This window comes from Streptomyces sp. NPDC029292 (genome assembly GCF_055569295.1).
On the sequence record NZ_JBVHXR010000004.1, the window covers coordinates 202,095 to 222,058 of the forward strand.

16 protein-coding genes and 2 tRNA genes are annotated in these 19,964 nt (G+C 70.7%); 13 read left to right on the plus strand and 5 right to left on the minus strand.

Annotated elements, in window-relative coordinates; all coding sequences use genetic code 11:
- Positions 1 to 17: 17 nt before the first annotated feature.
- Positions 18 to 90 (plus strand) — tRNA-Ala (locus ACZ4WS_RS12045).
- A 70-nt stretch (positions 91 to 160) separates the two neighbouring features.
- Here ACZ4WS_RS12045 and ACZ4WS_RS12050 read toward each other — a convergent pair.
- Positions 161 to 1,051: a helix-turn-helix transcriptional regulator gene (locus ACZ4WS_RS12050; protein WP_467979566.1), complete on the minus strand. Its 891-nt coding sequence runs from the start codon at positions 1,049 to 1,051 to the stop codon at positions 161 to 163.
- Between the two features lie 225 nt (positions 1,052 to 1,276).
- Here ACZ4WS_RS12050 and ACZ4WS_RS12055 point away from each other — a divergent pair, with 225 nt between their 5' ends.
- The 3 genes from ACZ4WS_RS12055 (at position 1,277) to ACZ4WS_RS12065 (ending at position 3,121) form a co-directional block, all read left to right on the plus strand.
- Positions 1,277 to 2,641 (plus strand): MFS transporter, encoded by a 1,365-nt coding sequence (locus ACZ4WS_RS12055; protein ID WP_467979978.1) that lies wholly within the window; start codon positions 1,277 to 1,279, stop codon positions 2,639 to 2,641.
- A 69-nt stretch (positions 2,642 to 2,710) separates the two neighbouring features.
- Positions 2,711 to 2,884, plus strand: coding sequence for a hypothetical protein (locus ACZ4WS_RS12060; protein ID WP_467979567.1), 174 nt, complete (start codon positions 2,711 to 2,713; stop codon positions 2,882 to 2,884).
- Between the two features lie 3 nt (positions 2,885 to 2,887).
- The gene (locus ACZ4WS_RS12065) at positions 2,888 to 3,121 is read left to right on the plus strand and encodes a hypothetical protein (RefSeq protein ID WP_010986886.1); all 234 of its coding nucleotides are present in this window, start codon (positions 2,888 to 2,890) and stop codon (positions 3,119 to 3,121) included.
- Here ACZ4WS_RS12065 and ACZ4WS_RS12070 read toward each other — a convergent pair.
- Positions 3,090 to 4,274 (minus strand): glycosyltransferase 87 family protein, encoded by a 1,185-nt coding sequence (locus tag ACZ4WS_RS12070; protein WP_467979569.1) that lies wholly within the window; start codon positions 4,272 to 4,274, stop codon positions 3,090 to 3,092. The two genes, ACZ4WS_RS12065 and ACZ4WS_RS12070, sit on opposite strands and share 32 nt — an antisense overlap.
- A 147-nt stretch (positions 4,275 to 4,421) precedes the next feature.
- Between ACZ4WS_RS12070 and ACZ4WS_RS12075 the strand changes: the two genes are divergently transcribed.
- A tRNA-Ala gene (locus tag ACZ4WS_RS12075) sits at positions 4,422 to 4,494 on the plus strand.
- Positions 4,495 to 4,544: 50 nt separating this feature from the next.
- Here the strand turns inward: ACZ4WS_RS12075 and ACZ4WS_RS12080 are convergent.
- The gene (locus ACZ4WS_RS12080; protein ID WP_467979570.1) at positions 4,545 to 6,164 is read right to left on the minus strand and encodes an NADH-ubiquinone oxidoreductase-F iron-sulfur binding region domain-containing protein; all 1,620 of its coding nucleotides are present in this window, start codon (positions 6,162 to 6,164) and stop codon (positions 4,545 to 4,547) included.
- Positions 6,165 to 7,484, minus strand: a complete 1,320-nt coding sequence (locus ACZ4WS_RS12085) for a cytochrome b/b6 domain-containing protein (protein WP_467979572.1) — start codon at positions 7,482 to 7,484, stop codon at positions 6,165 to 6,167.
- Between the two features lie 424 nt (positions 7,485 to 7,908).
- Here ACZ4WS_RS12085 and leuS point away from each other — a divergent pair, with 424 nt between their 5' ends.
- From leuS to holA, 8 genes are all read left to right on the plus strand, one after another.
- Complete coding sequence (leuS, locus tag ACZ4WS_RS12090) at positions 7,909 to 10,797, plus strand: leucine--tRNA ligase (protein WP_467979573.1); 2,889 nt, start codon at positions 7,909 to 7,911, stop codon at positions 10,795 to 10,797.
- A 155-nt stretch (positions 10,798 to 10,952) separates the two neighbouring features.
- On the plus strand, positions 10,953 to 11,684 hold the full coding sequence (locus tag ACZ4WS_RS12095; RefSeq protein WP_467979574.1) for a hypothetical protein: 732 nt from the start codon (positions 10,953 to 10,955) through the stop codon (positions 11,682 to 11,684).
- A 72-nt stretch (positions 11,685 to 11,756) separates the two neighbouring features.
- Positions 11,757 to 12,602 carry a DegV family protein gene (locus ACZ4WS_RS12100; protein ID WP_467979576.1) on the plus strand — a complete coding sequence of 282 codons (846 nt, stop codon included), beginning with the start codon at positions 11,757 to 11,759 and terminating at the stop codon, positions 12,600 to 12,602.
- Positions 12,603 to 13,206: 604 nt separating this feature from the next.
- A complete protein-coding gene (locus ACZ4WS_RS12105; protein WP_467979578.1) occupies positions 13,207 to 14,088 on the plus strand; it encodes a ComEA family DNA-binding protein in 882 nt (293 codons plus the stop codon).
- A 128-nt stretch (positions 14,089 to 14,216) separates the two neighbouring features.
- Complete coding sequence (locus ACZ4WS_RS12110; RefSeq protein ID WP_467979980.1) at positions 14,217 to 16,805, plus strand: ComEC/Rec2 family competence protein; 2,589 nt, start codon at positions 14,217 to 14,219, stop codon at positions 16,803 to 16,805.
- 4 nt (positions 16,806 to 16,809) lie between these two features.
- Positions 16,810 to 17,664: an arylamine N-acetyltransferase family protein gene (locus tag ACZ4WS_RS12115; RefSeq protein WP_467979580.1), complete on the plus strand. Its 855-nt coding sequence runs from the start codon at positions 16,810 to 16,812 to the stop codon at positions 17,662 to 17,664.
- A gap of 177 nt (positions 17,665 to 17,841) precedes the next feature.
- A complete protein-coding gene (locus tag ACZ4WS_RS12120) occupies positions 17,842 to 18,087 on the plus strand; it encodes a hypothetical protein (RefSeq protein WP_467979582.1) in 246 nt (81 codons plus the stop codon).
- 115 nt (positions 18,088 to 18,202) lie between these two features.
- Positions 18,203 to 19,189: a DNA polymerase III subunit delta gene (gene holA / locus ACZ4WS_RS12125; RefSeq protein ID WP_467979584.1), complete on the plus strand. Its 987-nt coding sequence runs from the start codon at positions 18,203 to 18,205 to the stop codon at positions 19,187 to 19,189.
- 486 nt (positions 19,190 to 19,675) lie between these two features.
- Here holA and rpsT read toward each other — a convergent pair whose 3' ends face one another.
- Complete coding sequence (gene rpsT, locus ACZ4WS_RS12130) at positions 19,676 to 19,942, minus strand: 30S ribosomal protein S20 (RefSeq protein ID WP_467979586.1); 267 nt, start codon at positions 19,940 to 19,942, stop codon at positions 19,676 to 19,678.
- Positions 19,943 to 19,964: the final 22 nt, after the last annotated feature.

Consider the following 19,964-nt stretch of genomic DNA (forward strand, 5'->3'; position numbering starts at 1 on the left):
GGGCGGGAAGAACGCAAGGGGCTATAGCTCAGTTGGTAGAGCGCCTGCATGGCATGCAGGAGGTCAGGAGTTCAATTCTCCTTAGCTCCACAAGATCGACTCTTTTGAGTTGTCAAAGATCAGTAATGAGGATCCCGTCCCCTTCAGGGGGCGGGATTTTTCATGTCCCGGCCCCCACCGTGCTGCCGCTCACGGTGCCGGGAGGCGGCCACAACGCCTCCCGCCGCTCCCGCAGGATGGCCACGCCCCTCTTTGCCTCCTCGTCGGCCGGTGTGTACGTCACGATCCGGCACTCCGGCATCCCGTCGATGGAGAGCGAGACCGAGGTCATTCGCAGTTCGCCGACCGCGTCGTGCCGGAATGTCTTCACCCGCGACCCGGGCGGGATGACCTCGCCGCCCGCCCACAACTCGGCGAAGAACGCGCTGGCGGCCGACAGCCTGCGTATGAAGTCCTCCCATGCGGGCTCGCCCACATGTCTTCCGTACGAGGAGCGCAGCGTCGCCACCATCATCGGCAGCTCTCTGTCCCGGGACACCAATGGGCAGTCAGGCTCGGGCACCGTGAACATCGTCCACAGCACATTGGGGACCTCGATGCCGAGCGGCTCTGCCCCGAAGAACAGGTCGCTATAGGCGGAGTTGGTGGCGAGGACGTCGTACCGCGAGTTGTAGACGACCGCGGGATGCGGGTCGAGGGCGTCGAGGATGCCCTGGATCTCCGCACCGACCGTCAGCGCGGGGACCTCCGGATCCGCCGCGTACGGCACCTCCGCCAGGTGGTACAGATGCTCGCGCTCCGGCTGGTCGAGGCGCAGCGTGCGCGCCACCGCGTCCAGGACTTGAGGAGACGCGTTGATCCGGCGCCCCTGCTCGAGCCATGTGTACCAGGTGACGCCGACGCCGGAGAGCTGCGCGACCTCCTCGCGCCGCAGCCCTGGTGTACGGCGCCGTAAGCCCGGCGGCATCCCGACGTCGGCCGGTGTCACCCGTGCCCGCCTGCTGCGCAGAAAAGCGGCCAGCTCCGGCCTGCGGCGCTGTGTCGTGGTCATCGGCTTCACATCCCCCCGTCATTCATCGTCCGTGCTGAACCCGTCCGCTGCCAGGTGCTGTCAGTACCAGCATCGGCGGGCTCTCGTTACCCGTATCCAGCCGCCGTCACGCTCGATGCCATGACGACAACAACCCCCGCGGGAGCAGGTCCCGCACCAGGTCCAAGTCCTGTGACCAGTAAAGCCCCTGGCACTGACAATCGCCCCGGACGGCTGCTCGCGGTCGTGCTCGCGGCCCAGTTCATGGCACTGCTCGACGTGTTCATCGTGAACGTCGCGGTGCCCACGATCGGTTCCGAACTCCACGCGTCCGGCGCGAGCCTGCAGCTGGTGGTCGCCGGATACTCCATCGCCTACGCCGTGCTGCTGATCACCGGAGCGCGGCTGGGCGACCGGCTCGGTCACCGGCGGGTCTATCTGGCCGGCCTTGCGCTGTTCACGGCCGCCTCGCTGGCGTGCGGACTGGCCCGGGGCACCGGCGAATTGATCGCCTTCCGCCTGGTCCAGGGCGCCGGATCGGCCGTGATGATCCCGCAGGTGCTCAGTCTGATCCAGCGCAACTTCACCGGCGAGGCACGGGCCCGTGCCCTCGGCGCGTACTCCGCCGTCGTCGCGACCGGCGCCGCGGCCGGACAGGTGCTGGGCGGCGTCCTGGTCAGCGCCGACCTGTTCGGCGCCGGCTGGCGGCCGGTGTTCCTGGTCAACGTGCCGGTGGGCGTCGTGCTCCTGGCCGTCGGCAGCCGCGTACTGCCGCGGGACGACGCGCGGGCTCTCGAGCGCTCGCGCGGCCTCGATCTGCCGGGGCTCGTGCTGCTCGCCGGCGCCGTCTCCCTGTTCACCGTGCCGCTCGTGCTCGGACAGGAGGAGGACTGGCCACTGTGGTCCTGGCTGTCGCTGGGGGCGGCCGCGGTGTTCTTCGCCCTGTTCGGCCTGTACGAGTCCCGGCTCGCCCGGCGCGGCGGGGCGCCGCTGATCGCGCCGAGGGTGCTGCGTCATCCCGGCATCGGCCTCGCGGTGTTCCGGCTGCTGGCCGTGATGGCGGTCAACGCGGGCTACCTGTTCGTGCTCACGCTGCACATCCAGGGCGGTCTGGGGGACAGCGCCCTGCGGGCGGGACTCACCTTCGCGCCGACCGCGGTGGTCTTCGGCCTGGTCGGTCTGACCTGGCGCAACTGGCCCGTTTCCTGGCAACGGGCCCTGATACCGGCCGGGTTCGCGCTCGCCGCCGTCTCCGTGGCCGGCGTCGGACGCGCGCTGAAGGACGGGGGCGACGGCGGCCTGTGGCTCTATGTGGCGTTCGTGGGTGTGGGCACCGGTCTCGCGCTCGGCTTCAGCCCCACGCTCACCAGGGCCCTGGCCACGGTGCGGCCCGAGGACGCGGCGGACGCCGGCGGGCTGCTCGCGACGGTCACCCAGCTCGGTCAGCTGATCGGTGTCGCGGCCTTCGGCACACTCTTCCTGAACCGGCTTGAGTCACTTGGAGCCCCCGGGGCGTATACCTCTGCGGACGCGCTCCTCGCGTGCACGTATGCGCTGGCCGCGACGGCCACACTGGGTGCCGTGTCCGGACTGGTACGAAGGCGTCGCTGACCGTATTGCTCCGGCCGTGGCAGAATCAAACGGCCGGAAGGGGGCGCGGCCCGACGGGAGGGAGAAGCGATGCCTGCGAGCATCCTCGAGGAGGTCGACAATCTCCTCGAAGTGGCACTGAAGCGGAAAAAAGCCACGCTCCTCGACTGCCCTTCCTGCGGCTCGGTCCACGTCGCCCAAGTCCTCGGCGACAACGGCGGGGTCTCCTACGTGTGCACGGCCTGCGGCCACAGCTGGAGCTGATCGATGGGTGCACACAGGCGAAAGTGCGATTGGTGCGGCAGTGGTACGCCGATCGTCCGCGACATGGAGCCGGTCAACCACGACTACCAGTACTGGTGCGAGGAATGCGCGCGGGCGCTGATCATAAAAGGCGACCCGATCGAGACGTACCGCGAACTCGAGGGCGAGCCGATCTACGGCCGGCTCCTCGACGAGCACTGCACACTCAAGCGGTTCTACTCCTTCGCCACAGCCTGACCCCGGTGAGGGTCAGGAAGGCGAAACCGACTCCTACGTAGAGGGCCGACAACGTCAACTCGGCGCCGCTCTGATGCAGTTCGAGCCTCCCCGGGCCGTGCGGCACCCACCACAGCGCGTACGAGCAGAAGGCCAGCGCCGTGCACAGGGCGGCCGCCCGGTTCGTCGCCGCGAGGACCAGGATCATCGGCAGGCACCACACCCAGTGGTGCGACCACGACACCGGGCTGACCAGCAGAGCCGTCACCGCGCAGGCGACCACCGCCCAGGCCCGCCGCCCACGCAGCTCGGCGGCAACGGCCACCGCCAGGCCCGCCATGCCCGTCACCGCCGCGGCGGTGATCCAGCGGACGCCGGGCTCCGTGGTGTGCAGCAGCCGGGCCAGGGCGCCGCGCAGCGACTGGTTCGCGGTGTCCTCGACGAGCCCCACGCGGCCCGCCTCGAAGACCATGCGGGTCCAGAAACGCCATGAGTCGTACGGTAGGACGGCCGCCGCCAGCAGCGTCGCCCCGGCGAACGCGGCGGCGGCGTCTCGTGCCTGCCGCAGCCACGGCCCTCCGGAGCCCTGCCTCATGTGCCTCACGACACCGGTGACCAGCAGGAACACCGCGAAGAGCGCGGGCGTCAGCTTGATCGCCGCCGCGATGCCGATACCCACCCCGGCCAAGCGGTGTTCCGGCCGACGTGACAGGTCCCACAGTACGAGCACCGCGAGCAGCAGATTGATCTGGCCGTACCGCAGCGTGGTCCACACCGGCTCGCACCACACGGCCGCCGCCGAGACCCACCAGACGCACTCCACGCGCGCGTGGCCGACGAGCCGCAGCGAGAGGGCCACGAACACCACAAGAAGAGCCAGATTTCCGGCCGTCGCCAGGGTGCGCATGGTCGGCGTGTCCAGCAGCGTCAGCGGTGTGAACAGCAGCGCCGCGAACGGCGGGTACGTGGTGGGCAGATGGGCCTCGGTCGTCCGCAGCGCGTAGAGGTCGCCGCCCGCCCGGACCGTCTCGCCCTCCGCCCGGTACACCATCAGGTCGATCATCGACACGTGTGCGGCCCGCTGCGCGCACCAGAAGACCGCGAACGACAGCAGGCACACCCCCAGGGCGACGGGCGCACGGCGGCTGGCACGGGGGAGCGCGATCACGGTCACGAAGGCCGACACTATCCCCCATATCCGTATTGTCCGTACGGCGCGGAATCGATTTGGTGGTGCACCCGGAGGACCGTGTAATGTTGGCGTCGCCGCCGGGGAAACCGGGCGACGCGGTCAATATGCGGCTCCGCCGCGTGACCGCAAGGGGCTATAGCTCAGTTGGTAGAGCGCCTGCATGGCATGCAGGAGGTCAGGAGTTCAATTCTCCTTAGCTCCACAGACGTTGAAAGCGGGCCACCCGATCAGGGTGGCCCGTTTCTTCGTGTTTCAGCGGCCGCTGCCGAGCGCCCGGCGGCCGCGCCCCTGGGAGAGGACCGGCAGGTTGTTGCGCGCCGGGGCGGAGGACCGGGTGTCCTCCTCGATGCGCAGGGCGAGCGCGGGGCAGCGGCGTACGGCGCGTAGGGCCTTCGCCTCCGCGTACCGGGGTACCGACGCCTGCGCCACGGTCGGGAAGCCGTCGGCGCCCAGCTCGAAGACCTCCGGAAGGATGTCCGCGCACAGGCCGTGCCCGCGGCACAGTGTCCAGTCGACGTAGATCTTCTGACGGCTGGGGCCCGCCTCCAGCTGCCCCTGGCCGCCCGGGATGCCCGTCGGGGTCTGGCCGTCCTCGAAGAGCGGCAGAACGCCCTCCACGGGCCTTCCGCAGCCGTTGCCGAGGACGTGTGCGGCCAGGTCGTCCGTGAACGCCTTGATGGTCGACTCGATGAACATCGCCGAGCCGTCCGGGTGCGAGCAGGCACCACGTCGCTTCACGGCCTTGGCGACCTGCTTCACGGCCTCCAGGGCGGCCGGGCCGCCGCCGTTGAGGATGTCCTCCAGGCCGCGCGCCGCGGCGGGCAGACCGAGGTAGCAAGGACCGCACTGTCCCGCGCTCTCCTCGGCCAGCCACTGCGCCACCCGCAGCGACTCGCCCAGCGGGCACGTCTGCTGGGTGATCGGGAGGATCGCGCCCGCACCGAGCGCGCCGCCCACCGCGTCCAGTGAGTTGCGCGAGACGATCGCCTCGTTGACCGTCGTCGCATCCAGCCACTTGCCGTGGTACCCGCCGGTCAGCACGCCCTGCGGCATGGGCGGGGCGCCGGCGAGCTGGAGCACGTAGCGCAGCGGTACGCCGGTCGGGACCTCGATCACCATGGGGCGGGCGACCGCGCCGGAGACGGTGAGCATGACGGTGCCGGGCTCGTCGTACAAGCCGGTGTTGCGGTAGCGGTCGGGGCCGATGCGCGCGGCGATGGCCAGCTGGGCGAACGTCTCGGCGTTGGACAGCAGCGTGGGCGCGCCGCCCACGCCGCTCTGGGACGCGCTGATCTTGCGGCCCGGCGGGATCGCCGGACCGCCGTCGATGGAGCGGATCAGCGAGGCGGCCGCTCCGGTCACCATGCGCACCGGATTGCGCTGCACGCGCGCGCGGAGCGGCGATCCGCGCCGGTTGCTCAGCCCGCGCTCGGCCAGCGCGGCTTCCATCGAGGCCTGTGTGGACGCGCGTGTCACCCCGATGACCAGGGTGCGGGCGCCCATGGCCTCCGCGGCCAGCAGGGCGCCGTCCAGGATGAGGTGCGGGGCACGGTTGATGAGCACCGTGTCCTTGCGGCAGGCGGGTTCGTCCTCACTTCCATTGACGACCACCACGGGGCGGATGCCCTTCTTGATGGCCGATTCGGCGACCGAGCGCAGTTTCTTGGCGAAGGGGAAGCCCGCGCCGCCGCGGCCCTTCAGGGATATCGCTTCGGCGAGGCCCGCGAGCTGCTCGCCGCCCATCGGTTCGAGCGGTCCGTGCACCTTGAGGTGCATCGGCAGATCGAGTCGTTCAACCAGGTCGAAACCCGACGTGAGCTGCGGAAGTCCGACTACGCGGACTTCCGGGACGTCGGGCAGGGCCTCGTTCACTTAAAAGCCTCCGGAAGGGGCGTTCCATGATTCACCGGAGCCAGGAGCGTCGAAGGCGCCCGGCAGTACTTCAGTCGTGGGACCGCTGTCGTACGTGTCGTTGGTGTTGTACGTACCGAAGCCGGGATTTGTCTCACCCGTGTCGTACACGTCACTCGCGCCGTACGCGTTGGCGGCCGAATTGTCATAGACAGGGATGTTGTAACCCGTGTCGTTGAGCGGGTCGTACGCGGATTGGGGTGCCTCGCCGACGGGCGGTGGGGAGGGGATGGGCCAGCTGCCCGACGTGCTGCCGCTCTCGTAGCGCGGGAGCGACTCCGTGGGCTGCATGTCCAGGGGCATCTGGAGGTGCTCGGTCGGGTTGGGCCCCAGGGCGTCGCCACCGGGCGGGTTGCCCGACACGGCCCGGTAGGCGGCCGCGAAGCCGGACATTCCGCTGCCCGCGGTGGCCGTCAGGTCGGATGGGGCCTCGTACATCGAAGGCGCGGGCGACGGCATGCGCTGCGGGGGCGCGAACGTGTCCTCCGCGGACTGCCTTCTCGAGCGCGCGGCGAAGCCCGGCAGCGGGGATTCCGCGGCGGCGGCACGGGATGCCTCCAGCTCCTCGCGGGACAGGCGGGCGCCCGGGCTGTTGTTGTCTCCGATGATCGCCAGGATCCGGTCGGCGACCTTGCGCTTGAAGGGGCCGGAGGCCGAGCGCAGCGCCAGGGCGGCCATCACGGCGACCAGGCAGAGGCTGTAGAGCACGGTGACGTAGGTCTTCGCGGGGCGACCCGCGTACAGGCCGTGCACCAGGGCCGAGCACCAGGCCGGGTACGCCAGCATGTGCACGGCCCGCCAGCGCGCCGCGACCGGAGCGGGGGACGCGAAGGCGCTGCGCAGCGCGCCGGTGATGGCCGTGAAGATCATGAGCAGGCCGGCCAGGGAGCCGAAGCCGATGAGTCCGTTGGTGCCCGTGAAGCCGAGCCCGAAGGGGATCACCGCGGCGACCAGCGTGGTGTGGTCGAGGGCCAGCTTGACCGTGATGTGCAGCAGGAGGAAGGCGACCGAGGAGACCGCGGTCGTCCTGTGCACGGCCTGGGCGACCAGCCGCTGGCGCGTGTTGAGGAACAGCCGGTCGGTGGCGACGAGTCCCCACACCACGGAGCAGGTGAGGGCGACCAGTGACAGCACGCCGGCGCCGAAGTTGAGGAAGTCGCGCAGACCGTCACCTCCGACCAGCACGACCATGGGTATGAGCAGTAGAGCGGCAGCCGTCAGCGCCCCGTAGGCCGAGCGGCCCGGTTGGGTAATCGAGCTGTTCTTGCGACGAGGGTTCATGGGGGTTACTCCCAAACAGTTCGGGGAAGCGGTCCCGAGGTCGCACTCTAGGTCGAGCCATACCGATGGGTACGAGGTTTGAGTTATTGCGTTGTTACCAAAGGGCAATCAGGTCTTTGTGTTGTCCCTTAGGGGCCGTTACGCGAAGTAATATTTGAATCTTGTTCAGCTTTTCGCGGTGATCGTGGCGGTGGCACGGGGTGCCGAACGGTCGCCGGAAGCTCGTCGCGGCGCGTGCGGGGGCTGCGGTACCCTGACGCCATGCGTGCCGTACGCCTTCTGCTTAGCGAGCCGCGCTGATCAGTCCCGACCACTGAAGAACCGTGGTCGGAATCGGCGCGGCGTCCCCTCCTGTGCGAGGGGATTTTTCGTTTCTTGAATGTCGCAGCCGCTGGCAGAGACGATCGATGGAGCTTTGAGGATCATGAGCGAGACGAATACCGCTGCCACCGCCGAGGTGGCCGCGCCGCACCGCTACACGGCCGCCCTGGCCGCTGACATCGAGGCACGCTGGCAGGACTTCTGGGACGCCGAGGGCACGTACGAGGCGCCGAACCCGACCGGTGACCTGGCCGGCGACCCCGAGCTGGTCGCCAAGCCCAAGAAGTTCATCATGGACATGTTCCCGTACCCCTCCGGTGCGGGCCTGCACGTCGGCCACCCCCTGGGCTACATCGCCACCGATGTATATGCCCGGTTCCAGCGGATGACCGGCCACAACGTCCTGCACACCCTGGGCTTCGACGCCTTCGGCCTGCCCGCCGAGCAGTACGCCGTGCAGACGGGCACGCACCCGCGCGTGTCCACCGAGGCCAACATCGAGAACATGAAGGTCCAGCTGCGCGCGCTGGGCCTGGGCCACGACAAGCGCCGGTCGTTCGCCACGATCGACCCGGACTACTACAAGTGGACCCAGTGGATCTTCCTGCAGATCTTCAACTCCTGGTACGACGACGAGGCGAAGAAGGCCCGTCCGATCTCCGAGCTGGTCGCCCAGTTCGAGAGCGGTGAGCGTGCTGTTCCCGCCATTGACGGCACCACGCGCGCGTGGAACGAGCTGAGCGCCGCCGAGCGCGCCGACGTCCTGAGCGAGTACCGCCTGGCGTACGCCTCCGACGCGCCCGTCAACTGGTGTCCCGGACTGGGCACCGTGCTGGCCAACGAGGAGGTCACCGCCGACGGTCGTTCCGAGCGCGGCAACTTCCCCGTCTTCAAGGCCAAGCTGCGCCAGTGGAACATGAGGATCACGGCGTACGCCGACCGGCTGCTGGACGACCTGGACGCGCTGGACTGGCCCGAGGCCATCAAGCTGCAGCAGCGCAACTGGATCGGCCGCTCCGAGGGCGCCCGCGTCGACTTCCCGATCGACGGCGAAGCCATCACGGTCTTCACCACGCGCCCGGACACCCTGTTCGGTGCCACCTACATGGTGCTGGCGCCCGAGCACCCGCTGGTCGAGAAGTTCACCCCGAGCGCCTGGCCCGAGGGCGCCCACGAGGTGTGGACCGGCGGTCACGCCACGCCCGCCGAGGCCGTCGCCGCGTACCGTGCGCAGGCCGCCTCGAAGTCCGACGTCGAGCGGCAGGCCGAGGCCAAGGACAAGACCGGCGTCTTCACCGGCGCGTACGCGACCAACCCGGTCAACGGCGAGCAGGTCCCGGTCTTCATCGCCGACTACGTGCTGATGGGCTATGGCACCGGCGCGATCATGGCCGTCCCGGCGGGCGACCAGCGAGACTTCGAGTTCGCGCGCGCCTTCGAGCTGCCGATCCGCTGCATCGTCGAGCCGACCGACGGCCGCGGCACCGACACGTCGACGTGGGAGAACGCCTTCGGGTCGTACGACGCGAAGATCATCAACTCCGTCAATGACGACATCTCGCTGGACGGCATGGGCGTCGTCGACGCCAAGGCGCGCATCACCGAGTGGCTGGAGCGCAAGGGCATCGGCGAGGGCACCGTCAACTTCCGGCTGCGTGACTGGCTGTTCAGCCGCCAGCGCTACTGGGGCGAGCCCTTCCCGATCGTCTACGACGAGGACGGCATCGCCCACCCGCTGCCCGAGTCGATGCTGCCCCTGGAGCTGCCGGAGGTCGAGGACTACTCGCCGCGCACCTTCGACCCGGACGACGCGAACACGTCCCCGGAGACGCCGCTGTCCCGCAACGAGGACTGGGTCAACGTCACCCTGGACCTGGGTGACGGCCGTGGTGCGCGGAAGTACCGCCGCGAGACCAACACCATGCCCAACTGGGCCGGTTCCTGCTGGTACGAGCTGCGCTACCTGGACCCGCACAACGACCAGAAGCTGGTCGACCCGGCGATCGAGCAGTACTGGATGGGCCCGCGCGAGGGCATGCCGCACGGTGGCGTCGACCTGTATGTCGGCGGCGCCGAGCACGCCGTGCTGCACCTGCTGTACGCGCGCTTCTGGTCCAAGGTGCTGTTCGACCTGGGGCACATCTCCTCACCCGAGCCGTTCCACAAGCTGTTCAACCAGGGCATGATCCAAGCCTTCGTGTACCGCGACAGCCGTGGCATCGCGGTGCCCGCCGCCGAGGTGGAGGAGCGCGACGGCGCGTACTACTACCAGGGCGAGAAGGTCTCCCGACTGCTGGGCAAGATGGGCAAGTCCCTGAAGAACGCGGTCACTCCGGACGAGATCTGCGCCGAGTACGGGGCGGACACCCTGCGCCTGTACGAGATGGCGATGGGTCCCTTGGACGTGTCGCGGCCGTGGGACACGCGCGCGGTGGTGGGCCAGTACCGCCTGCTGCAGCGGCTGTGGCGCAACGTCGTCGACGAGGCCACCGGCGAGGTCACGGTCGTCGACGCCGAGCCCGACGAGGACACGCTGCGTGCCCTGCACAAGGCCATCGACGGTGTGCGCCAGGACCTGGAGGGCATGCGGTTCAACACCGCCATCGCCAAGGTCACCGAGCTGAACAACCACCTGACCAAGGTGGGCGGCCCGGTGTCGCGCTCGGTCGCCGAGGCCCTGGTGCTGCTGGTCGCGCCGCTGGCCCCGCACATCGCCGAGGAGCTGTGGCGCAAGCTGGGCCACACCGACTCGGTCGTCCATCAGGACTTCCCGGTCGCCGACCCGGCGTACGTCGTCGACGAGGCCGTGACCTGCGTCGTGCAGATCAAGGGCAAGGTCAAGGCGCGCCTGGAGGTCTCCCCGTCGATCTCCGACGAGGAGCTGGAGAAGGTGGCGCTGGGCGACGAGAAGGTCGTCGCCGCACTGGGCGGTGCGGGGATCCGCAAGGTGATCGTGCGGGCGCCGAAGCTGGTGAACATCGTTACGGCGTAGCGGTCTCCGCCGGGTCGGCGCCGGTGCGGTGAACCGCCTCGGGGTAGTCCCCTACGGGCAGGTTCGGGGTTCTTCTGGAACTCCGGACCTGCCCGTAGCGTTTACCGTTGAAGAGCGCCGTGGCTGCCGCCGCGACCGGTCGGAGGAGGAGTGTGGTGGAAGCCGTGATCACAGTGATCGCCCTGCTCTTCCTGCTGTTCGTGGTGCTGGGCGCGTACGCCACGGTGAAGGTGGTCGGTGCCGCCAAGCGCGGCGTGGACCGCACGATCTCGCAGGCGCGCCGCACGGTCGAGGACACCACGCTGCGCGCCAAGACCCTCGCCCAGCCGGGCCCGCTGGGCGAGCTGGCCCAGCTGCGTCTGAAGCTGCGCACGTCGATGCGGGCCACGCAGGACGCGCTGCACGCGGGCGTGGCGGAGGACGAGTCCCTGAAGGAGTCCCTGGGCCTCTTCGAGCGGCTCAGCGTGCACGGACACGAACTGGACGACGAGCTCAAGCGACTGGAGGCCGAGCCCGACCGGGGCGCGCTGGCCTCGCGGCTGCCCGGACTGCGTGAGCGCACCGAGCGGATCACACAGTCGGCGGACTCGCTGCGCTGGGCCGCACGCGACCGGGCCCGCCGGTTCGCGGACGACGACTTGGACTCGCTGAGCGCGCAGATTGACGTCGAGGCCGGTGCGCTGCGGCACTGGACGACGGAGCCGAAGCCCGCGGCTTCCTGGCCCGAGGCACCGTCGCCGGACGCGGCCGCTTCCGACGGGCAGACCTGGCCGGAGAGCCCGGATTCCCGCACGGCAAAGGAGCCGACGCGCTCCGCCATCACCCCGCCGGGACGACGGCCCGCCTACCCCTGGCAGAAGAAGCCCCGTCCCGAGAGCACGACTTGATCGGGCCGGTGCGACCGCAGGTGAGAGGGGCCGGGCTGCCGTCCATGCGCCCCGGCAGGTAACCTCCAGCTCATGTCCCGCCATGTCGCGATCGTCACCGATTCAACGGCCTACCTGCCGCCGCGGATGATGGAGCGCCACGGCATCAACGCGGTGCCCCTGACCGTGGTCCTCGGCGACCAGGCGCTCGAAGAGGGCACCGAGATCTCGGCCCGCGCCCTGGCCCAGGCCCTGCAGAAGCGGCGCCCCGTCACCACATCCCGGCCCAGCCCCGAGGTCTTCGCCGCGACCTACCGCAGGGTCGCCGAGTCCGGCGCCACCGGCATTGTCTCCCTCCACCTGTCCGCCGAGCTGTCCGGCACATACGACGCCGCGGTCCTCGCGGCGCGGGAGGCTCCCGTGCCCGTACGCGTGGTGGACACCGGGATGGTCGCGATGGCCCTCGGGTTCTGCGCGCTGGCCGCGGCCGAGTCCGCGGAGGCGGGGGGCACGGTCGACGAGGCGGTCACGGCCGCGGAGAAGCGGGCCGCGGGCACCTCCGCGTACTTCTACGTCGACACCCTCGACTATCTGCGCCGGGGCGGCCGGATCGGGGCCGCGCAGGCGCTGCTGGGCTCCGCGCTCGCGGTGAAGCCGCTGCTGGAGTTGGACGGCGGCCGCATCGAACTCCTGGAGAAGGTAAGGACGGCGTCCAAGGCGATCGCCCGCCTGGAGGAGATCGTGGCCGAGCGCGCGGGCAGCGCCCAGGTCGACATCGCCGTCCACCACCTCGCCGCCCCCGAGCGGGCCTCCGCCCTCGCGGACCGGTTGCGGACGCGGGTGCCCGGGCTCGCGGATCTGCATGTCAGTGAGGTCGGTGCCGTGATTGGTGCGCATACCGGGCCTGGGCTGCTGGGAGTGGTTGTCTCACCTCGGTGAGGCCGCGGGGATTGCTCGGGCTTGCATGGCTCGTGTGGGTGATGGAGTTATCCACAACTGGGCAGTAGTCCCCGGAAATTGAGCAAGATCATCGCGAAGATGCGGATTGCCGGATCCTCGTCGCATGGCACTTCGATCACGCTCTCGCACAGCCACACCGACCAGCGGCCCGGGTCGCGGCCCCGTCTCCGACGGCCGCAGCCGCCATCGCCGTCCCCATGCCCATCTCCGAAGCCGGGCCCGACGCCGTGAGGCCTCGGCGGAGGCGCTCCGTCTGCGCGCGGAGGCGTTATTCGCCGAAAGGGCAGGAGAGCGGCGGGAGTTGGGGAACTGGCCGCCGGGGGTGGACCGGGATGTGGGGGACGGGCCGAGGGCGCGCACCGCGGTGGGGATGGGTGTTGCCGATGTGTGGCGGCTGGAGGGCCGCGTTCGTGGGGCCTTGGATCGTGGCGGGTTTCGGGAACGTGGGGCCTCGGACCATGGTGGGTCCCGCGTCCGTGGGGCCTTGGACCGTGGCGGGTCTCGGGAACGTGAGGCCTCGGACCATGCTGGGTCCCGGGAACGTGGGGCTTCGGACCGCGCCGGGTCCCGGGAACGTGGAGTGGTGGGCCGGGACGGCCCTCAGGTACGCGGGGCGGTGGGCCATGACGGCTCCCGGGTGAGCGAGGCCGCGGACGGTGATGCAGCGGAGACGGGCGCGGCTGTTGACTCCGATGCGCACGCCGACGTCGCTTCGAATCCAGCGGCGGCGACGGGCGCGTGGCGGGACCGGGTCGGGCTTGCCGTGCGGGAGCGGATGCCGTTGTGGCTGCAGTCACGGTGTGGTCTGGAGCGCAAGAGCGTGGCCGCACTCACCGTGCTCCTTGTCGTCGCCGCGGTCTTCGCCGTGCAGCACTTCTGGGCCGGCCGGACCCAGCCGGTCCGGGCCCCCGAGGTGGTGCGGGCGGCGGCTCCTTACGGCGAACGGGCCGGACAGGGGGAGCAGTCGGCGGCCGGGCCGGACGCCTCGGCCGCCGCACCGAGCCCCGTCGGTCCGGCCGGGACCGTAATCGTGGTGGACGTCAGCGGCAAGGTGCGCAGCCCTGGACTCCACCGGCTGCCGACCGGTTCCCGCGTCGAGGACGCGCTGCGAGCCGCGGGCGGGGTGCGCGCGGGCACCAACACCGAGACTCTCAACCGCGCCCGCCTCCTCGTGGACGGCGAACAGATCGTGGTCGGCGCTCCCGCACTCGCGCTGGGATCCGGCACGGGCGCCGTTGGCGGCGCCGGATCCGATTCCGGGGCGGCGCCCTCCGCTCCGGTGTCCCTCAACACGGCCACCGCGGACCAGCTCGACAGCCTCCCGGGCGTCGGTCCTGTCCTGGCCCAGCACATCATCGACTACCGCGCCCAGCACGGCGGCTTCCGCTCGGTCGACGAGCTCCGTGAGGTCAACGGAATCGGCGACCGCAGGTTCGCCGATCTGCGGAATTCGGTACGGCCATGAGCGGGCCGACGGGTATCGCCCCCAACTGCCCCAGCGCGCCCGGCACCGACGTTGACATCGGCACCGACGTTGACATCGGCACCGGCACCGGCATCGGCACTGGCACCGGCCCCGCGAGCCGACGGGCCGTGCATGCCGCCTCCGGCAAGCGACTGGGGGCCTCGCATCCCCGGGAGGAAGGACCGACGGATCTCCGGCTCGTGCCGCCCGCTCTGGCGGCGTGGGTGACGGCGGCGGTGACGTTGGGCGCCCCGCCCGGGTGGGTCACGGGTCTGGTGCTGGTCTGTCTGGTCATGGGTGGTGCGCTGCTGGTGGCGGCGCGGAGAGAGACGCGCACCGCGAAGGAGTGTGGGGGAGGACGGTCTGCGCAGCGGCGTGGGGAACGCAGGTCTTCGGAGGGGCCCGCAGAAGGATGGTGCGCCGAGGGACGTGGGAGTGGAGGGTCGCGTTCGTGGCCGTGGGCTTCGTTCGCCGCTGTGCTGCTCTGTGTTGGCGCGGCTGCGGCCTCCGCGGGGTTGCACGGGGCGGACCTGCGCCGGGGGCCCATTCCGTCCCTGGCGCAGCAGTACGCACACGTCACCGCCGAGGTGGAGGTCACCTCCGACCCACGGCTCACCCGGCCGCGGATCAAGGGGGATCACGCGGCTCCGACGGCCGTGCTGCTGGATGCGGAGGTCCGGCGGGTGACGCGGCCGGACGGGACGGTCGTGGCGACGCGTACGCCGGTGTTGATGATCGTCGACGCGAGTTCGCCAAGGGGCTCACCCCGGCGGCCCAGTGAGCGTTCGCCCTGGCTGTCGCTTCTGCCGTCCACGCGAGTGCGTGTGGCCGCGCGGCTTGTGCCCGCCCTGTCGGGCGGGGACGGCATCGCGGCCGTGGCGCGGGTGCGGGGGAGCGCGCCGCCGGAGGTGGTGCGGGAGCCGTCCGGGCCCCAGCGGTTCGCCGGCCGGCTGCGCGAGGGACTGCGGGAGGCGACGGACGGGCTGGACGCGGACGCACGGGCGTTGCTTCCGGGGCTGGTCGTGGGGGATACCTCCCGGGTCACACCGGAGCTCGACGACGCGTTCAAGGCGACGGATCTCACGCACCTGCTGGCTGTCAGCGGGGGCAACTTCACGATCTTGCTCGCGCTGTTCATCGGGCCGCCGGGCCTCGCCCAGCGTGCCGAGCGACGCGGTCTTGCACCGCGTCTCGGCGTCCCTCTCCGGGCGACCGCACTGCTCGGCGGCGCCATCACGCTCGGTTTCGTGATCGTGTGCCGACCGGACCCCAGCGTGCTGCGGGCCGCGGCCTGCGGATCCATCGCACTGCTCGCCATCGCGACCGGGCGCCGCCGATCCCTGATTCCCGCGCTGGCCACGGCCGTCCTGCTGCTGGTGCTGTACGACCCCTGGCTGGCCCGCAGTTACGGCTTCGGGCTCTCGGTCCTGGCGACCGGCGCCCTGCTCACCCTTGCCCCACGATGGAGTGCGGCGCTCCAAAGGCGCCGCGTGCCGCCCCGCCTGGCCGAGGCGCTCGCCGCCGCTGCCGCCGCACAGGCCCTGTGTGCGCCGGTGGTCGCCGTCCTGTCGGCCCGGGTGAGCCTGGTGGCGGTGCCGTGCAATCTGCTCGCGGAGTTCGCGGTCGCGCCGGCCACGGTGCTGGGTTTCGCGATCCTGGCGACGGCCTCGGTGGCGCTGCCCGTCGCCAAGGCTCTGGCGTGGTGCGCCAGTTGGCCCGCTCGGTGGATCGCGGACATCGCTCGTACCGGGGCGGCTCTGCCCGGTGGGGGAGTGGACTGGCCGGGCAGCTGGACGGGCGCACTGCTGCTTGCTCTCGTCACTGCCGTCGTCGCGGTCGTCGGCCGACGGCTCCTGAGACACCCGTGGCTGTGCGGCGCCTGCGTGGTGCTGTTCCTGCTGGTCGTGACACAGCCGCCGCCCCTCACCAGGGTGATCACGGGGTGGCCGCCGCCGGGCTGGCGGTTCGCGATGTGCGATGTGGGCCAGGGCGACGCGACGGTGCTCGCCGCCGGTGACGGCACCGCGGTCGTGGTGGACGCCGGGCCCGACCCGGTGCTGGTCGACCGCTGTCTGAGTGCGCTCGGTGTCACCCGGATTCCGCTCGTCGTGCTCACGCACTTCCATGCCGACCATGTGGCGGGGCTGTCGGGGGTGCTGCGGGGGCGTTCGGTGGGCGGGATCGAGACGACGGGTTTCGAAGAGCCACCGGACCAGGCGGAGTTCGTACGAAGGGAGGCGGCGGCACGGCACATCCCGGTGACGCGGGCCGTAGCGGGGGAGCGGCGCCGGACAGGAAGCCTCGACTGGCGGGTGCTGTGGCCGCCGCCGGGCCCGGCCCCCGCACCGGACGGCCCGAACGACGCCAGTGTCGCCCTGCTCGTACGGTCGGCGGGTCTGCGGCTGCTGTTGCTCGGCGACCTCGAACCACCGGCTCAGCAGGCGCTGTTGAGATCGCCCGCGGCTGCGGAGCTGGGGGCCGTGGACGTCCTCAAGGTCGCCCATCACGGCTCGGCCTACCAGGACCCGGACCTCATACGCAGGGTGGCCCCGCGGCTCGCGCTGATCTCGTGCGGCAAGGACAACCCGTACGGGCATCCCGCGCCCAGTACGGTCGCGGCGCTGCGGGCCGGGGGTGCCGTGGTGCTGCGTACGGACGAGGACGGGGCGCTGGCCGTCGCCGGTGCGGGCGGAGGGCTGAGTGTGACGAGAGACTGAACCCATGAATTCCGCACAGGCTGACGCCTACCTCCGTCGGATCGGGGCGCAGCACCCCGCGTGGCCCACGTCCGATGTGCTGCGCGAGCTCCAACTCCGCCATCTGGAGACGGTGCCGTTCGAGAACCTGTCGATCCACCTCGGTGAGGAGATCGTGCTGGAGGAGGGGAGGCTGCTGGACAAGCTGGTGGGCGCTCGCAGGGGCGGCTTCTGCTACGAACTGAACGGCGCGTTCGGGGCGTTGCTGGGGGCTCTGGGCTTCGACGTGACGCTGTTCGCGGCGCGGGTGTACGGCGACGAGGGGCGGCTCGGGATTCCGTACGACCATCTCGCGCTGCGGGTGCGGACGGCGGACGGGGGTGACTGGCTGACCGATGTCGGGTTCGGGGCGCACAGCCACTATCCGTTGGCCTTCGGGGAGAGGGGGGAGCAGGAGGATCCGGGTGGCACGTTCCGGGTCGCCGAGTCAGGGCCGGACGCGGCGGGGGTACGGGGTGTCGGTGGGGCGCGGGAGGGCGAGGACCTCGACGTCGTGCGGGACGGCAAGGCGCAGTACCGCGTGGAGGTGCGGCCGCGGGTGCTCGAGGACTTCGTCACCGGGGCCTGGTGGCACAGCACCTCGCCGGTGTCGCACTTCGCACGGTCGCTGGTCTGTTCGCGGGTCACGGAGGACGGCGGCAGGATCACGCTCAGCGGCCGGAAGTTCACGGTGACGACGGCTGACGGGACGAAGGAGGTGTCGGAAGTGGCCAAGGACGAGGAGGTGCTGGCCCTGTACCGGGAGCGCTTCGGGATCGAGTTGGACCGGGTGCCGGAGGTGCGGGCGGCGGGGGAACGCCCCATCGCGTCGCAGGGCTGATCTGGTTCTTGGGCGTGCCGCCTCGCAGGGCTGATCTGGTCTTTGGGCGTGCCGCGTCGCAGGGCTGACCTGGTTTTTGGCATGTCGCGTCGCAGGGCTGACCTGGTTTTGGGCGTGGGCACCCCGTCATGGCCGACCCCCGCGTCGGCCGTGTCGGGCGTATCGGAAAATGTCCATGTGAGCGATGTGAGACATGTGCTGGTGCTGCCCGACCGCGATGCCGCGGAAGAGGCTGCGGAGGCGCTCGGTGACCGGTTCAGGCTCGACGAGGAGCCGCAGCTCGTACGAGACGCGCTGGCCGGTGAGGACGATGCAGAGGACGCGCAGTGGCTGGTGGTGCTGGCCGACCCCCAGGAGCGGCTGGACGCCAAGGAGCTGGACGAGTTCGCGGGGGAGTGGGACGGCTGGCGCGAGGAACCGTAGGCCCTGCTTCGGGGCGTCCCCGGGCGGTCCCGGCCGGTCCCGGGTGGTCCGGCCGGACCGGGCAGTCGGGGCAGTTCAGGCCGCGTTGTCAGTGGCGCGTGGGATGCTTGTCGCGATGGCCAGGAAGACTGCTAATGACGACCCTCTCGCCCCCGTGACGCTTGCCGTGGGCCAGGAGGATCTCCTGCTCGACCGTGCCGTGCAGGAGGTGGTGGCCGCCGCCAGGGCCGCCGACGCCGACACGGATGTACGGGACCTCACCCCGGACCAGTTGCAGCCCGGCACGCTTGCCGAGCTGACGAGTCCGTCGCTCTTCTCCGAGCGCAAGGTCGTGGTCGTACGTAATGCGCAGGATCTGTCGGCCGACACCGTCAAGGACGTGAAGGCGTACCTGGGGGCGCCGGCCGAGGAGATCACCCTTGTGCTGCTGCACGCGGGTGGGGCCAAGGGCAAGGGACTGCTGGACGCCGCGCGCAAGGTGGGGGCGCGGGAGGTGGCGTGTCCCAAGATGACGAAGCCGGCGGATCGGCTGGCGTTCGTGCGGAGTGAGTTCCGGGCGCTGGGGCGGTCGGCCACGCCCGAGGCGTGTCAGGCGCTCGTCGACTCGATCGGGAGTGATCTGCGGGAGCTGGCCTCCGCGGTGTCCCAGCTGACGGCCGACGTCGAGGGGACGATCGACGAGGCCGTCGTCGGGCGGTACTACACCGGGCGGGCCGAGGCGTCGAGTTTCACCGTGGCCGATCGGGCCGTGGAAGGGCGGGCCGCGGAGGCGTTGGAGGCGTTGCGGTGGTCTCTGTCGACCGGGGTCGCGCCGGTGCTGATCACCAGTGCGCTGGCGCAGGGGGTGCGGGCGATCGGGAAGCTGTCCTCCGCGCGGGGCGGGCGGCCGGCTGACCTTGCCCGTGAGCTCGGGATGCCGCCGTGGAAGATCGACCGGGTTCGGCAGCAGATGCGGGGGTGGACCCCGGACGGGGTTGCGGTCGCCCTGCGGGCGGTGGCTGAAGCCGATGCGGGCGTCAAGGGCGGTGGGGATGATCCCGAGTACGCCCTGGAGAAGGCGGTTGTGGCGATTGCTCGGGCGGCTCGGTCCCGACGGGGGTAGGTTGCCCGGCGCGCCGGCGCCGGGCGGGGCGGGGCGGGTTTTCGCCCCCGCTGCCCCTACCCGTCCCATCCTTCTTGGGCTCCGCCCCAGCCCCAGACCCAGACCCAGACCCAGACCCTGCTCCTCAACGCCGGAGGGGCCGACACCCAGCCCGTCCGGCGTTTTTCGGGCACCCCAAGGCACCCCAGGCACCCCAAGGCACCCCAGGCACCCCAAGGCACCCCAGGCACCCCAAGGCACCCCAGGCACCCCAAGGCACCCCAGGCACCCCAGGCACCCCAAGGCACCCCAGGCACCTCAGGCACCCCCAGGCACGCCAAAGGCCCCGCTCATCCTCCTGGGGAAGGAGGGGAGCAGGGCCTCGGGTTCAAGATGCTGGACCCATGCCCGCGTGGCGAACGCAGGCCGCGCACGGGTCCGGGGTGCCGGTCAGGAGCGGATGAGAGGGCCCGCTTGGTCCCTTCCGGCGGTCAAGTCGGGTGGGACTCAGCCCTTGAGGGCAGCGACCTTCGAAGCAAGCGCCGACTTCTTGTTGGCGGCCTGGTTCTTGTGGATGACGCCCTTCGAGACGGCCTTGTCGAGCTTGCGCGAAGCCTCGCGCGTGTACTCGGTGGCCTTCTCGACGTCACCCGCGGCAGCGGCCTCGCGGGCCTTGCGGATCGCGGTCTTCAGGGAGGACTTGACGGCCTTGTTGCGCAGCCGAGCCTTCTCGTTGGTCTTGATCCGCTTGATCTGGGACTTGATGTTCGCCACGAATGAGCCTTTTCAGGTTCAG